Here is a 15,290-nt window from a genome sequence, read left to right as displayed (position 1 = left end):
CTCCCGGTGTAAGATTTTGTATTAGTGTCAGTGCCCGTGCGTCGTTGTAAAAAGTCCCCGCACTGTCTGCTGCAAACCAGGTTGTACCTGTCAGGGTAATGAATATGGTTTTTCCACCTGCAACTATATTGGCCTCACGAAGATCAGCGGCAGTTACAGATCCTGAGATTACTGCCGTGGACGCAGATACCGGCATTACCAGAAAGATAGCTGAAATCAGTAAAGCCAGGGCAATTAAGCAGATCCATTTCAGTCTTTTTTCTTTAATCATAAGTACCTCACTTTACAGACACAACCATCTGAATACATAAAATTTACAAAATAAAACATCTTTTTTTAGCTCCCTTTTCAACCCGTAACACTAATTTTTTATTTTCCGCCACAGGAAAATCTTCTCCAGTCATCATATAATAATTCTGATACGAACTATAATAATTAATAATAGATTCACTTTTCTTTTCAATATATATTATAGTATTCTTAATTTACCGGTTTTATCCGTAACTTATGGAAGAATACTCTATCAAAAACAATCTTTTTTAAAAACGTTGTCAGGAAAAACTGTTTTTTAGAAATTATGGCAATGTCAGATTAGATAGAGTTTTTTTAAAGAATTTTGTTGAAATATGCCTGGTGGTTTAATTTTATGTTTGATTTTTTTAGGGAGTGGAATTTTTCATCGTTTTTTTAAGACAATTAAAAAAAATCTTCAATCTTTTTCTTTTAACGCCCTGTAACAAAGGACAAAAACTGCAACAGACATCAAAGCCCCCGCTGCAAAGATCCATGAAAATGCCTGTGAGTCCGGGAATAACCACAATTCCCCTCCTATCAAAAACTGTGAGGAGAATGTCGCAAGGATAATTCCGGCGAAAATCGGGCCTGTCATCCCCCCGATGTTTATACTGCTGTGCAAAAGTCCGGTTGCACCTGCCGTTCTGTTTTCAGGAACGGAATTTATTATCTTTATAAGATATGCAGTTGAGACGACTGCCATTCCGACACTGAACAGTACCCATACCAGGGATAGTGAGAGAACAGAGAGCGGCATTATAAAGAAGACAACCGGTGCAAGCAGCATGCATGTTGATCCTGAATAGACCGGAAACAAAAAACCTTTTTTCTGCATCCAGAAACTCGAAAGAGGGCTTGCAATCATATCCGCAATAGAACCCCCTACCATAATAAGGCCGACAAACCTCTCCTCTAAAAACAGTCCGGAGGGAGACTGGATGATAAACGGCAGGCTCTGGATGTAGAGAAATGTCATGCAGTTTACTAAAAATGCAGTAACGGAGAGGATTATGATAACCGGCCTTCTCATAAGGGTTAGGTCTATTGAAGGCATTTTTGCTTTTTTTTCGATTTGGATAAAGAGAAATCCAAGAAATACTGTCATGGCGGCATATATCAATACAGTTGCAGAGAGCAGTCCTGACCGGTACCCTTCTGTTATTGTCAGCATCAAAAAGAACATTGATGAAAGCAGAATAACCGCTCCCATCCAGTCAATCTCCTTTTTTAATATCTCATCCGACTTATGAACAATAAGGATTACAAGGATTAGATGAAGGATTACAACCGGAATTAAGGTATAGTAAGTCCATCTCCATCCCCAGTAATTGATGATATATGAACCCACAAAAATGCCTGTCATCGTTCCGACACCGTATGATGCCGCAAGAATGCCGATTCCCAGCGGAACTTTTTTCGGCGGAAACTGCTCTGCAATTATTGCAAAGGCGATTGGAATTGCTGCAATCCCGACACCCTGAACTGCCCTGAAAAACAGAAGCGACCATATATCCCATGAAAAGCCTGTCGCAATCACACCTGCTGCATAAACAAAAAGGCAGAATGAAAGCACTTTTTTCCGCCCGTAAGCATCCCCGAGCGTTCCGAAAAACGGACACAAAGCCGCACCCACCATTAAAACGACAGGTAAAACCCATGCTTCAAAGATGCCTGATGTCGCAAATTCATGCTCTATCTGCGGAAGGGCTGCGACAAGCATGGACTCGGAGAACATAGGTATTACTATACATGCCGAAAACAGAGGGAGGGCGAGCCGAAAGTAATTATTTTCCGTGATATTAAGCTGCATAACAGGGATGTTCTCAGGTTTGGATTTTCGCTAAAAAAACGCTCAAATCAGAATAACAGCATATAATTATGCTGTATGCTTATTAGGAATTACCTGAAAAATAATTCAGAAAAAAAGTTTTTAGTATTATTAGTTTATACAACACTGACTGTCACAGTCCATGTATCATCATCAGGAGTTGTCTCTTCCCACGGGCGTTTGTATATCCCTTTTATCTGGTATGTACCTTTATTATCAGCTAAAAGCTCCCATTTGTGAATTCCGCCTGCGCCCATCATCCCTTCGGTTTTTGAATCAGCAATGTATTCATCACTTACAAGTGTGAGACCGCCGGTGTCCATCTCCCATGAGTATCCTGTAGTGGGGTTTTCAGGGAGTTCTATATAAATCGTGCATCCCTGGTTAATTTCTTTTGTTGCACCGTTATCTTCCGGATAGAACATGCTCCAGCATGTCCCTGTGCATCCTGCAAATGCAATGCAGGCAAGGAGAAGTGATGCCAGTGCAATAAATGTTAATTTTTTCATTTTTTCCTCCGATTAGGTTTCTAAAATATATTTTCACTTAACTATTATTAATAAAATCCCCTTAATTTAGCTATTTATAAAGTTATAACCGGCCAAAATAAAAAATCAGGTGAATTCATCCGGCCTTTTGAAAATTTCCTTAAAAAGATTAGATAACTCCGGCTGATTTATTATCTTATTATTACTTACTTCTCCCTGACCTGGAGTTATCTGAATCCGGAGGAGAAGGCAAAATTTCAAGTTCTGCATGAGTATCCTCTGCAAATCTCATATCAATATTTGCAGAATCCAGATCAGTGTCAATTACGACATCTACAAACATTGTCAGTTTTGTGAGAATATCCGGATCCAGTCCTTTTTCAACCGCAAGAAATATCCCGGAAATTTCGAGCATTCGTAATTTGCTGGAAACAAAGTGAATAAATTTGGTAATATTCTGTGAAGAGACATAAATGAGTGATGAATTGATAGAATCAAATATCAGGCAGGTCTTTTTTCCTTCATAATTCTTAAGGGATTCTGTGATTGCAACACCTATATCGGTCAGATTCCCCGGGTTGCTGATAAATATGCAGTTATCGGACGGTTTTGGATCGGTGCCGCTGGCATATTTTGTTACTGCATCAATAAAATAAATTTTTTCCAACGGGATCTCTTTTTTTGTATAATTTTTTTGTAAAATCCCGTAGAGCTGATTTGTTGTAACTACAATAACATAATGATCACTATCAATAGCTGCCCTTATAATGTCGGTATTTTTATTGCGAAGGGTCTCAGCTGATGACAGGATGAGGTATAACTGGCTTTCATCCTGATCAGTGAATGTAAATGTCATCTCTAAAACCTATTCTGTGAGGTATTTTTTTGATGCAGGGGAGATAAACTTATAATTTCCTATTATTGCCTGATTTAGTTCAATAATATTTCGCTGAATCTGCTCCATATTTTTAATCTGGAGCTGCAACTGTGGTATGATTTCTTCAGGTTCATAATCCCCTGATTCAATATCCATAATAGTTGAGGAGATGTTATGCTGAACAACTTCTATTGGATTTTTAAGCCGCATTGCAGCTTCTTTAATGTATATCAGACTTTTCTCCTCACTCTCCCGCAGGTCTTCTTCGGCCTGTCTGCTTTCTGAAACATCTTCATAGACATCGACTATATCTCCTGAAGGAAGACGGTAGACATAATTCTCCCGCCAGCTTGCAATACGACTGTCTTTGTAAAGTGATACCGGGTGATTTTCAGACTTTCCCGTGCGCCAGACATCCTGGAAAACCTTTAAAAGTCCAAATTCCTTAATATTCGGGAAAATTTCGGTGACGGGTTTGCCAATAACTTCTTCTTTTGTAATTTTTTCAATTATCTCTGCACTATGGTTGAAATCAACGATTATAAAGTCAGCACCTTCATCAAAAGCCCTGTAAATTATAACTCCGTTTTTTGTTGAGTTGAAGAGTTCTCCGAATCTGTTGTCACTCTCTTTGAGTGATTCTTCCATCCGCTTGCGCCGGATAAGTGTCCATGTATTCTCTGCAAGCAGGTTCAGAATGTTTACATCATTCTCATTATAACCGGATGTTTTGTTGGCTACACCAATTATGGCAACAGTCTTATTTTGATCAAATATAGGAACTGCAAGTTCTCTTTTCAACAGGAAACTGTCTTTTTTGAGGGTTTTGCTGCCGGAAATGTCGGGAAAATTGTTTTTAATAACAGGTTTTTGCTCAAGCAGGCAGTCCGCCCGGGCACCGGCTGTTTCAACCGGATAATAATGCTCCGGCCTGTTTAAGTAGCAGTGTGTACTGTTTTCTGCGAGACAATTTCCCATCTGAATAGTCTTCTCATCCGGATTGACGAAATGAAAAAAACTGGCTTTGCTTGTGGTTAATTGTTCGGCCTCATCGAGAGTGAAGCTTATACAGTCGCTGACTGACATGTCATCCATCAGATTGTTTAATCTGACAGCAGCCCTTACAGCTTCTTCAATCCGCCTGTTTTCTGTAATGTCAGTCATTACATAGTTGAACCCTGTTGTTTTGTTATCCTTTATCCGGGGTGTCTGGGATGTCCGCACATATCTTTCCTGACCGTTTTTGTCAATGATTCTGAAGATATTTGCTTCCAAATTTCCTCCTGTTCTCTCTTTGAATCCGTCTGAGGCTATCTTAAGATCATCCTGATCAACAAAACAGGAAAAATGGTTTCCTTCAATTTCTTCTGGTGAATATCCATACAGCTTTTTGATAACCGGACTTATGTATGTGATTATGCCTGTCAGATCTATCGTTAAGATCACGTCATTTACATTCTCAACAAGACTACGGTATTTCTCCTCACTCTCCTGCAATGCAGCTTCAGCCTGTTTACTTTTGGTTACATCCTGGAGTGTCTCAAGGACGCCTTTCATTTTGCCTGTTTTGTCAGTCAGAAGAGATGCAGTAAACTTAAGCCAGACTCCTGATTCTCCCATCTCCGGAAAAAAATCGGTTGCCTCGTATGCATCCTTAATAAGTGCGGATTTTGAATATTTTCCACGATACATCTCCGAAATCAGATCAGTCTGTCCGTCAGCCAGCAGATCAGCCATACAGGGGCGTTTTTCAGGATAGAACGCCTTCCAGTGCTGATCTGTTCCTATAACATCTTCTGCTTTTATCCCGGAGTATTTTTCAAGAGCTTTATTCCAGCAGATAATCCTGTGGTTATTGTTGATAACAAACTGGGGTATAGGAGATTCATGGATGATACTGCCTGTCCAACCTTCGTATTGCTGCGATGTGTCTTCAGCATTATCCGTTTCAGAAATCCGGTTTCGCTGATTTATATTCCCACTTCCTTATTATTGATAAGTACTGTGTATAGCATAAAAGCATCCCTGCTTTTTATAGTTAATTTTTGCAGGATAAACAGTTTTAGGAATTTTTAAATTTTGTCCCGGCAAAAAAGAAGAAAAGTCAAAAATATTGAGTTCATGTGTAAATATTTTTTTAAGGTTGAAATCTGTGTTTTTGCTGAATGAAGATCATCTTATTCTTAGTTATTGCCCGCGGTTGCATCTTTTATTCCAGAGTTCTGATGCATTAGAGATTGCCACTGATGCTGCCATCAGATGAACTCTGTGTTTTCTTAATGCAAAGGCTGCTGCGGTAATTAAAACCGCATTTTGAAGAGTTCCCGGAGTAAGGGCCGCATCTATTGTTCTCATTGTATATGACTTCCACTCTCTTCCCTGTTCTGCCGGATAATTATCTTCTGTCATTATTTAACCTGATTTTTTATTTCGTTTCCACCACGGCTGCTTAAGAGAATCTATCTCATTATCTGTATAATCAATCCATTCCCGGAAATTCTCGTTTATAGTATCCTGTGATGTCTTATATTCATCTAAGGATTTTTCAAAGTAATCTGTCCATTCTGATGTTACTGACAACTTCTTATCAAGTGTAAGAATCATCTCCCTTAAATCCTCAATATCTTTTTCTGACTCTTTTTTGTTCTCTGATACCTGTTTTTCGAGTATCTCAAGTCTGGTTGTAATTTTAGAAAGTCGAAGTTCAAGTGTGGCGAATTTATCCAAATCAAAATTTCTGACAGCGGCTGTCTTTTTAATGACCTGGTTTACAGCTTTTTCTGCAGTATCAATAACCTTGTCACCCGCTTTTTTTGATTTATTATCAACTGATACCGGGCTTTGTTTTATTTTCTCTGATACTTTGTCCTTTGTGCTTTTTTTTGTAATTACGCCGCCAATAGCAGTCATAATCTCATCATTGGAAAGACCTTTTCTTGTGAGATCAGAGATGCCTGAAATAATTCCTGCCGCTTTTTCCTCGTATATCTTCACTTTTCCCAGGTCTCTTGAAGGTATGGCCTTTGAAAACTCCTTTGAGATTCTTTTTACCTCTTCTTCTGTTATTCCTGTAAGACCTGCAATATCAGCTGCTTTTAGAATTTTATCCTTCATATTGTCCTCATAAATTTGTTGTGCACATATTTTTACCAAAATCTTTTTTTTGATTTATGGCTTTAAACAATCCAACCCTTATCCAAAGTCCGGGATTGCCGGAGAAATATTGTATTATATCTATTCTATTCTGCATATTTGTTAAATCTGGTGACCTGTGATTGCTGCTATAAGGCAGATGAAAAATCCGGCCATCTTAAGTTTAGGGAATTCATTTTTTTTACGGATACCAAAATGTAAATAACCCGACAGAGCCATATGATTCCTTTAATGGGATTTTCGTCACGTGACCTTCCTGGTATAGGAACAAAATATGAAATGGACACCGAGAGCGGCGATAAGGTGTCAATGATCTATATGGAAAAAGGCGGGGTTCAGGTATATATTTCATCAAAAGGTGGTTCTGACACCGCGTCTGCAGAGTTTAATCCGATGGAAGCGAGGAGAATAGGAAATGTGCTTACAGGTGCTGTTTTTGAGGCAGAAGAGGAGGAGATTAGTGTTGTATTTTCGGCTCTTTCAGATCTCTCAATAAAAGTTCATACCTATAAGCTGGGGGATTCGACTGCCGGAAAGTGCTTATCAGAGCTTCGGGTGCGTTCAAATACAGGTTCAACCGTTGTTGCCGTAAACAGGGAGGGTCAGAGTATAGTAAATCCTCCAATAGATTACTGCTTTAAAACAGGTGATTCTTTGCTTGTAATCGGTGATTCTGAACAGCTGAAAAGATTTGAAGAGGCATACATCAAACCATGATGGAAGGCATAGCCCTGGCACTTGTGGTATGCCTGGTTTTTGCATTAATATCCCGGAAGTTCAATTTTCCGCCAATTCCCATGTATATGCTTGGCGGGATAATCCTTGGCACCACAGGGCTTGGTATTGTACAGACAAGTGAGATCTCCGATTTTTTAACAACTCTGGGTCTTATATTTCTTCTGTTCACAATGGGGCTGGAAATAAAGCCTTCAGAGCTCATGGGGAAGAAAGACTCCTTTTTTGTAATCGGAATTATTGATTTCGGAGTAAATATCCTGATAGGCTTTTTCGGATCAGTAATGCTTGGCTTTCCAATAGCTGATGCGGTTGTCATAGCATGTGCATTTTACATAAGCAGTTCCGCAATTGCTGTCGCATCTTTAATTGAGAACAGGAAACTTGCAAATCCTGAATCAGAAACTATCCTGTGGCTGATGGTCTTTGAGGATATTGTTTTATTGTTCATAATCGTCTTCTTCTCGGCATCCGGTGAAAATCCGGCCAGGACTCTGGGAACAGCATTTGCTGTAATCGCCGGATTTTTCATTCTCATATACACCTTTAAAAAACAGATTAAGGCACTTTTGGAGAGGGATGATGAGATCCCTCTTCTTTTTACCTTCACCCTTGTTATAGCCGTTGCAGGAATATCCACCCTTCTGGGCATACCTGAGACACTGACTGCTATTGCCCTTGGTTCTGCACTTTCAGTCACAAGTCCGGAGGCACTTGAGAGGCATGCGATGCCTTTCCGGGATGTTTTCCTGATACTGTTCTTCGTATTCTTTGGAATATCTGTTGATTTAAGAGGCGGAATTGATATTCTGCCTGTAATCGGGATATCCTTAATAGCACTGTTCAGTAAACTCATATCCGGGATGATAATCGGAAAGAAGATACACAACAATTATCTTTCCGGAATTGAGATCTGGTCCGAGACTACAGCAAGGGGAGAGTTTTCGATTGCAATAGCAGGCTACGGCTCCCCCATGATAGCCGGAACAGTAGCTGTTATGGTTCTTGTCACCTCGTTTGCAGGCGGGATTATGGGACGATATTCAAAGAATATTAAAAGAGCATATGTCCGTTTATCAGGGCATAAAAAGATATAAAATAAAGTTTTTAAGGTTTTGTGGATGTAAGAATGTCCTGAAGAATCTGGCCTACATCAAGCCAGACTATAAGCCTTTTTTCATCGCTGGTCTCTGAGGTTTCCTTGTCTCCTATTTTGATAATTCCCTTGACATAGGCTTCGCTTGAGAGAGGTCCCTTTATTGATTCTACCTCGTTTTCTGATATCTGAAGGACTGCATGGACATCATCTACTATTATTCCGGTGTTTGAGCCGTCAGCAGCATCCGGAACAAGGACTATTATCTTCTGATTGTTTCTGTCTGTTTCATCGGGAAGACCCAGAATCTGGTTAAGGTTGATTATATTTGTGATCTCCCCTCTGAGGTTGATTATGCCTGCGATGTGCGGCTGTGCCCTTGGTATAGGGGTTATTGGCACCATCTCCACAATCTCTCTTGTCAGAGTTATATCCAGTGCATAACGCTCATTGCCTATATCAAATTCAACAACATCAATTAATGCCATTTTGCCTGTAACCTCCCAAACATCATACTTTCAGATGGCTCAGTGATTTACTCAGATCTTCTGAGAGTGTTGTTACTTCGTGGATTGCGCTGTTGATCTCCTCAACAGAAGCACTGGTCTCTTCGGAGAGTGCGGCAAGTTCCTCAATTTCATTCTGTGTCTTTAGTGTTATGTCATTGCTCTTTTCCGAGTCGCTGACTATGTTGTTTGTAATGTTTGCCTGATCCTCTATAGCCCTTGCAATCTCGCTCATATTGACGGATACCTGCTCCGCACCGGCAACTATCTTGTTTAATGACTCAATTGCGGCATTTACACTTCCCACACCGGAAACAACCTGAGTGTTGGCAGACTTTATTGAACTGGCTGTCTTTTCGCTGGTCTTCTGAATTCCGGAAATTACATTATCAATCTGTCCGGTTGCATTTCTTGCCTCTGTTGCAAGGTTTTTGACCTCTCCTGCAACAACTGCAAAGCCGCGTCCGTGTTCTCCTGCACGTGCAGCTTCGATTGCGGCATTGAGGGCGAGCATGTTTATCTGATTTGTGATGTCGTTTATGAGCTTTAGGACATTGTTGATCTCAAGAAGCTGTTTGTTTAAGTCCTCCATCTCGGTTACACTCTCTTTTGTGATGTCTGCAACTGATGTCATCCTTTCAGTGGCCTCAACTCCGAGATTCTGTGCATCCTTGCCCATTCCGGATACATTCACGGCCTGGTCCAAAACTTCCTGTGAGGTGCTTGCAATCTCCTCATTTGATGCAGAGAGATCAGATATTGAACGCGTGATGTTTTCAATCTGCAGCTGGAGTGTTCTTGACAGCTCGGCAGATTTCTGGCTTCCTATTGCGACCTGTTCGGCTGCCTTTGCAATCTCATTTGAACCGCTTGCAGCGTCACTCATATTATTCTGAATGGTGTTCATACCCTCAACTGCATCCGCGAAGAGAAGTCTGCTCTCGCTTATCGCGTTGTTGTAGTCCTCTTTTAAGGATTTTAACGGGTCTTCATCCATTATTTCCAGCTGTACAGTGAAGTCACCGTCTTTTAAGGCATGTATGCCTCTTGCCACTTCTTCAGTGCTTTCCTCAAGAATCGCGGCTTTCTTCTGCGCTTCATCCATTAAAGCCTCGACTTCTTTCTGTTTGTTCCTGACTTCGGTTATGTCATTATAGACGATGAGAACGCTTCCAATCTCTCCCTTTGGGTTCATTATTGGAATTCCATACTGCTCAACAACACGAATTCCCTTGGGGAATTTCACCGTAACAATGCCGTGGCTTCTGGATTTCGTCTCAAAGACATGCTTTAAACCATCTCCTTCTGTACTAATAACTTCAAAGTCGCGAAGACTCATTGTAAGAAGTTTTTCCATATTTATACCGGAAAGATCTGCATATGACGGGTTTACAACTCTGATATTGAAACTTTTATCGCAGAGTATAATCGGCATCGGGTTTTCCTGGACGATTATCTCGGATCTTTCCTGGAGGGCCTTATTTTTTGCAAGCTGCTTTTGGATCTCGTCTTCTTCCTCTTTTTGTTTTGTTACATCATTGAATGCAAAGAGAGCCATCTCGATATTTCCGTTTTCATCTTTTAATGGAACTCCCTGCTGTTCTGTAATAATCTTCCTGCCGTCTTTAAATTCAAATTCCAGCGTGCAGGATGTCTTTTTTCCACTTGAAAAAAGTTCGTCGGCACCTTTGCCGTCAAGCATTTTGACTTTGTATTCAGTTGCCTGCATCCTCAGAATCTTATCCCTGTCATCGCCCATCATCTTCTCGTATGCAATGTTGACATCGACCGGCATGAAGCTCCTGTCAAGAAGCAGCATAGGAACAGGATTCTGCTGGATCATCATCTGGACATTATCGCATGTCTTTTTTGAATCCACAACGAATTCTATTGCTGTGTTTACTGCATCTGCAAGATCTCTGAATTCTTCCTCTGTTTCCTCAGTATCTACTCTTACCGAGTAGTCACCTTCAAGTGCTCTTTTAAGGATTTTTGTAATTGTTCTGACACTCATTTTATCCACCATATCTCCTTTTTTTTATAGATTTTTTCAGAAAGAAAAAATATAACACTCATCTGTGCTGTTAGTGGTAAATCTGATTATACCTGTATAAAAAGAATTTCTTTTTTTTTAAATGTCATGCTTTTTTTAAAGTTAAAACTTATCGATTTTTTTGTAAAAGAGTAATGTCTCAAAACAATCTGTATATAAAAAAATCCTCGTGGATTCTTTCCTTTTGATCGTAGTCTGCAAGTATATTGGCTCTGTTTCCAAGTTTAAGCATCTTCTCGGCAAGGATTTCCGTTCCGCATGTCTTCTCAAGAAGCTTTGTTATCTCTGCGTTTATTTTTCTTATCTCCTCATGCGGGATTTTATCGAGGGCATCTGCCGGATATGAGTCAATGTCGAAGTATGAGAATATTGATTCAAGGGAAATAAGCCACATGCGGGATTTTATTGCCCGTCTTGCAGCAACATTCGCTTCAATGTCTGTTAGAATCAGGTATGCCCTGTTGGGCCCGTGATAAAATGCCTTAAATGAGTAAAGAGTGCCGTTTGACAAAGTTATTTTATCAGGTGATACCCCGAGGTATTTCGCAAGTGCTTTTTTTTTCTCTTCTATATCACGCTTTGAAGACATCCCGGTACATCTCTGATTTTTATCTGCTATTAACAGGGTTTTTTAGAAAGAATACTCTCTTTCTTTTTTGAATTTAGTTTTTCTATATCTTTATCACTCAGATTTTAATATTATATTAGAGATTCTTTTTATTTTAAATCTTAAAAAGGGTATTATTTTTAAATCAGGGGGAAAGCTAAAAAGAGACTCAGGGAATTTTATGGCCTGAAGTCTGTGCTTTTTTGCTTTTTTAGATTTCTGTTCTTACAAGGGCATCATAGACCATTTTTCTGAATACATTTTTGTCTGTATTGTAGAATTCACCGGCCTTTATTGAATCCTCTGTCTGTCCGAATGCATCAAGACGGTTAAGGGTGGATTCTGCAGCATCGTCAATCCAGAGTTTGGTTGTCTCCATGTCTGTTTCAGAAATATTTTCAACTCTTACCGAGACAAATACTGCACCGTCAGGAGTCTCGCGTACAATCGGCTTTCCCACAACCGAGACGTATGCACCCTGTTCTATCTGTGAAATTTTAAGCATTGCTTCCTGCTGGTAGCTTCCGGCATTTATGAAGAAAAGCCCTGTCGGATCGGATACACGTGCTGTGTAGAAGGGATTTTCATCACCTTTGCGTTCTTTTTGTGTCATCTGCCCGCAGAAAAATATCCTGTTGGATCTCTCTCCTGTGGGGAGCATAACAAATACCGGGCTTTTTTCGTCTTCTCCGTCCTTGAACTGAAGTCTTGTCTCACGGAGTTCGGATGCAAAAACATGTTTTGCAGGCTCACGGACATATCTTCTCTGGCTGTTCCGGTCGCTGGTGTTAGGTGCCATTAAAGATCAACTCCTTCTTTTTGTTCGGATGCCCGGTTGATTAGTGCCGTATGTTTTTCCGAATCAAATGAGACAGGCTGGCAGTTTTTAACAAGAAGTGTTCCTTCCATGTCATTTCCGCGGCATTCAAAATATCTGCCGATTAATACGTCCTGCATTCTCAGGAATACATCTTCGAGCCCGAGAGGGTTGTTCTCTGCCATCTCAATTGCTTTTTCAAGGCTGATTCCTGTTATTTTTTCCGCCTCTTCTCTCTGGATCAGGATATTTGTGGCTGCATTTCCGTCGTCCAAAACTCCTGTGATCCTTAAATCGTATCTGAATTTATCCTGAATTTCGTGGATCGGGCAGAAATTCTGCCTGTTTAATACACGGTTGCACCCGTCAACAGGACATCTTTTGATGAGACCTGATCCAGGGCCAAGATGGATAATGGGGCCTGTAATTGTGGTTTTGCCGCCTGATACTTCGATATCTCCGTCTTCATCCTCCAGGATCATGGCGCCTGTAAGATTTAAGGACATTCTTCCCTGGTATTCATCAACGCCCGCATAGTAGATGTTGTAGACCTTTCCTTCATCGAGTCTCTGGTTATTGTCATCCTTCCATGTAACATATTTTGCCGTCGCAGATTCATCGCCGAGAATGCCTGTCTGAAACATTCTCTCATGGCGCGGTTCCCAGTCCTGAACAATTTTGACATGTACAGATGCAACACCCGGCTTTATCTCTGATAGTGAGACTAAAACAGGCATAAGAGGTCTGTCCTCGTCGATCTGGGTTATTGTCGTTCCTGAATGAACCTTCATGCTTGGAGAACCGCGGTACTCATTCACAGTAGCAGATTCAAGTCTGTACCACTTATTCTCTTCAAGCAGGGGAGCGTTTGCCTTCTCCCATACGACAAATCTTATAGCACCGGAATCGTCAGAGATTATACCTGACTGTGCCATTGACGGCGACGGTGGGGTTGACAGCGAGACCACTTTTCCTTCAACTGTCACCCAGTCTCCCGGATTTGAATCCGCTATCTTTACGACTTCGGGATTATCTTTGCTGGTTCCCGTGTTGGTAAGTTTAAGTTCACGTATGAACTCGTTAGTCACTGTTCTTTCAGCCTCTTCAACCGGAATTCCGAAGTCTGATACAAGCAGATTCAGTTTAGATTCTATTCTTACGCTGTCGACAACAGCGCCTTTTTCTTCTAATTTCCGGGAGATTCTTTCTGTTACCTGAGGATCAATGTCCATTTTTTCACATCTCCGATCAGTACTCAGCACTTTTAGACTATATATTTTTATTACCGTGCATCCTGAAAGTGAAATTTTTATTGATGTGTTTTTAAGAAAATGGAATCGTCTTTTCTAAAAATCACTTCGTAATTTTTTTCAGACAGTGCATGAAGCATTTGCTTCATGAACGTCTTTTATGAAAATCACTTCATAATTTTTCATCAGACAGTGCATGAAGCGTTTGCTTCATGAACGTCTTTTTAGAATTTTATAAGTACCTTAAATGCGTACACTGATTACTATGGTATTGACAGCAGATAGTCCGTTAACAGAATTACTTCAGGAAAATCCAAAATCAGCAGAGATATTAATGCGCTTTGGTATGGGATGCGTAGGCTGCGCCCTTGCAAGCGGTGAATCAATCAGGCAGGCAGCGGCAGGTCACGGCATTCCTTTGGAAGAGCTCCTTGACGCACTTGGAATTGAACACTAAACAAAACAAAAAAGAAAAATTAAACATTTTTTAAGACTTAAAACCCCGGGTTTTATTCCGTCAGTTTAAGATCAAGATCTGATGCATATTTTTTTAATTCTGAAAGTTCTGCATCCGGATTATTCTTTATGTACCTTACAGTCTCCGGATAATGATTGATAAGGCATCTTTTGCATGACCAGACCTCTTTTCCTGATGATGTCATAACCCTGTCACCAAGGGTTTCATCGAGGCACGGGTAGAAAGGACAGTAACAAAGGTCGCAGTTCTGCCCTTTGAAATGGCAGGGATAGTAGGGACAGCCTTTCTTCTCCCACAGATTCATTTTAACTCCGTCCTTTGTGGTAAATATAAAAAATGACGGCTCTTTTACAGGGATTATTTCTTCATGACGTTTTATTGCCTCGGGAACACCGTTTTTTACGCAGGCATAGACTTTACTGCCTGCATCAGTCAGAGTTCCTGCATATTCATGCACTGTTTCATTTTCCCTTTGTGCATCTTCTCTGTCAAAAAGGACAGCGACTTCGTCGGTTGTGGTTCCTGTAAAGTCGTAACCCATAGAACGAAGGGCTTCTGCCTTGGCCTCTGTTGCGGTTATTATCATTTCAAGAAGGGCGCCGTCTGAAAGGGTTTCTCTTGAATGAATGATTATATTGATAGTATTGGGACCTTTTGGATTCGGGTTTGAGACACCGGCTGTGATAAAGACTGTTATATAATCATATGAGAGGACACAGAGATTTTTAATTTTAACGGCAGTTAACATGCCGAAAAAATCATCGTCATAACCCTCTTCTTTTATGAGATTTCCAAGATACTCTCCCGGATTTTCATGACTGAAACTGCGGGGTACGGTATGATTCAGAACTGTTGTAATATCTGAAATTCCGCCTTTTATGCCTGTGCTGGCGGCTTTAAATGAGCCCCTGATAAAAAGAGTATTTTTGCGGATGTTATATCTCATGCTACGTTGTAGTGTGCACGATCTTTTAATTCCTGCTGTTTGCCCTGGTTCCATCCGGCAACATCGGCAAGATATCCTGTCACTCTTGAGACCTGGGATACATCGTGTGAACCGCAGTCGGGACAGATTGGCTGGCCGCACAGAGGACAGTATTCAATTTTT

General features: G+C 40.6%; 17 protein-coding genes. 3 read left to right on the top strand and 14 right to left on the bottom strand.

The annotated features are described in order from the left end of the window. The 7 genes from ACTB1O_RS00985 to ACTB1O_RS00955 form a co-directional block, all read right to left on the bottom strand. Positions 1-271 (bottom strand): hypothetical protein (locus ACTB1O_RS00985; protein WP_462993274.1); only part of this gene is annotated, 271 nt, incomplete at its 3' end. A 438-nt stretch (positions 272-709) separates the two neighbouring features. Further along, positions 710-2,104 carry an MFS transporter gene (locus tag ACTB1O_RS00980; protein ID WP_462993273.1) on the bottom strand — a complete coding sequence of 465 codons (1,395 nt, stop codon included), beginning with the start codon at positions 2,102-2,104 and terminating at the stop codon, positions 710-712. A gap of 134 nt (positions 2,105-2,238) precedes the next feature. Beyond that, the gene (locus ACTB1O_RS00975) at positions 2,239-2,631 is read right to left on the bottom strand and encodes a protease inhibitor I42 family protein (RefSeq protein ID WP_462993272.1); all 393 of its coding nucleotides are present in this window, start codon (positions 2,629-2,631) and stop codon (positions 2,239-2,241) included. 181 nt (positions 2,632-2,812) lie between these two features. Continuing rightward, complete coding sequence (locus ACTB1O_RS00970) at positions 2,813-3,466, bottom strand: DUF7090 family protein (protein WP_462993271.1); 654 nt, start codon at positions 3,464-3,466, stop codon at positions 2,813-2,815. A 9-nt stretch (positions 3,467-3,475) separates the two neighbouring features. Next, positions 3,476-5,380 carry a PAS domain S-box protein gene (locus ACTB1O_RS00965; RefSeq protein ID WP_462993276.1) on the bottom strand — a complete coding sequence of 635 codons (1,905 nt, stop codon included), beginning with the start codon at positions 5,378-5,380 and terminating at the stop codon, positions 3,476-3,478. A 294-nt stretch (positions 5,381-5,674) separates the two neighbouring features. Next, positions 5,675-5,896, bottom strand: coding sequence for a hypothetical protein (locus ACTB1O_RS00960; protein ID WP_462993270.1), 222 nt, complete (start codon positions 5,894-5,896; stop codon positions 5,675-5,677). Positions 5,897-5,899: 3 nt separating this feature from the next. Further along, a complete protein-coding gene (locus ACTB1O_RS00955) occupies positions 5,900-6,601 on the bottom strand; it encodes a hypothetical protein (RefSeq protein WP_462993269.1) in 702 nt (233 codons plus the stop codon). Between the two features lie 270 nt (positions 6,602-6,871). Here ACTB1O_RS00955 and ACTB1O_RS00950 point away from each other — a divergent pair, with 270 nt between their 5' ends. Both ACTB1O_RS00950 and ACTB1O_RS00945 read left to right on the top strand, forming a co-directional pair. Then, the gene (locus ACTB1O_RS00950) at positions 6,872-7,357 is read left to right on the top strand and encodes a cation:proton antiporter regulatory subunit (protein WP_462993268.1); all 486 of its coding nucleotides are present in this window, start codon (positions 6,872-6,874) and stop codon (positions 7,355-7,357) included. Continuing rightward, positions 7,354-8,472 (top strand): cation:proton antiporter, encoded by a 1,119-nt coding sequence (locus ACTB1O_RS00945; RefSeq protein WP_462993267.1) that lies wholly within the window; start codon positions 7,354-7,356, stop codon positions 8,470-8,472. Before ACTB1O_RS00950 ends, ACTB1O_RS00945 begins: the two co-directional genes overlap by 4 nt. Before the next feature lie 10 nt (positions 8,473-8,482). Here ACTB1O_RS00945 and ACTB1O_RS00940 read toward each other — a convergent pair whose 3' ends face one another. The 5 genes from ACTB1O_RS00940 to ACTB1O_RS00920 all read right to left on the bottom strand — a co-directional run bounded on the left by ACTB1O_RS00940 (position 8,483) and on the right by ACTB1O_RS00920 (position 13,686). Then, positions 8,483-8,959, bottom strand: coding sequence for a chemotaxis protein CheW (locus tag ACTB1O_RS00940; protein ID WP_462993266.1), 477 nt, complete (start codon positions 8,957-8,959; stop codon positions 8,483-8,485). 22 nt (positions 8,960-8,981) lie between these two features. Next, positions 8,982-11,003 carry a methyl-accepting chemotaxis protein gene (locus tag ACTB1O_RS00935; RefSeq protein WP_462993265.1) on the bottom strand — a complete coding sequence of 674 codons (2,022 nt, stop codon included), beginning with the start codon at positions 11,001-11,003 and terminating at the stop codon, positions 8,982-8,984. Positions 11,004-11,169: 166 nt separating this feature from the next. Then, positions 11,170-11,619 (bottom strand): hypothetical protein, encoded by a 450-nt coding sequence (locus tag ACTB1O_RS00930; RefSeq protein ID WP_462993264.1) that lies wholly within the window; start codon positions 11,617-11,619, stop codon positions 11,170-11,172. Positions 11,620-11,848: 229 nt separating this feature from the next. Then, positions 11,849-12,436, bottom strand: a complete 588-nt coding sequence (locus ACTB1O_RS00925) for a nucleic acid-binding protein (protein WP_462993263.1) — start codon at positions 12,434-12,436, stop codon at positions 11,849-11,851. Then, complete coding sequence (locus tag ACTB1O_RS00920) at positions 12,436-13,686, bottom strand: nucleotide-binding protein (RefSeq protein WP_462993262.1); 1,251 nt, start codon at positions 13,684-13,686, stop codon at positions 12,436-12,438. Before ACTB1O_RS00920 ends, ACTB1O_RS00925 begins: the two co-directional genes overlap by 1 nt. 283 nt (positions 13,687-13,969) lie before the next feature. Here ACTB1O_RS00920 and ACTB1O_RS00915 point away from each other — a divergent pair, with 283 nt between their 5' ends. After that, a complete protein-coding gene (locus ACTB1O_RS00915; protein WP_462993261.1) occupies positions 13,970-14,161 on the top strand; it encodes a DUF1858 domain-containing protein in 192 nt (63 codons plus the stop codon). A gap of 52 nt (positions 14,162-14,213) precedes the next feature. Here ACTB1O_RS00915 and ACTB1O_RS00910 read toward each other — a convergent pair whose 3' ends face one another. Next, positions 14,214-15,128 carry an adenosylcobinamide amidohydrolase gene (locus ACTB1O_RS00910; RefSeq protein ID WP_462993260.1) on the bottom strand — a complete coding sequence of 305 codons (915 nt, stop codon included), beginning with the start codon at positions 15,126-15,128 and terminating at the stop codon, positions 14,214-14,216. Continuing rightward, on the bottom strand, positions 15,125-15,290 hold a 166-nt coding region (nrdD, locus tag ACTB1O_RS00905; RefSeq protein WP_462993275.1), incomplete at its 5' end, for an anaerobic ribonucleoside-triphosphate reductase. The genes ACTB1O_RS00910 and nrdD, both read right to left, overlap by 4 nt.

The sequence above is a fragment of the Methanomicrobium sp. genome (genome assembly GCF_055145805.1).
Note: the sequence above shows the minus strand (reverse complement) of the source record. Positions and strands in the feature narration are given on the sequence as shown.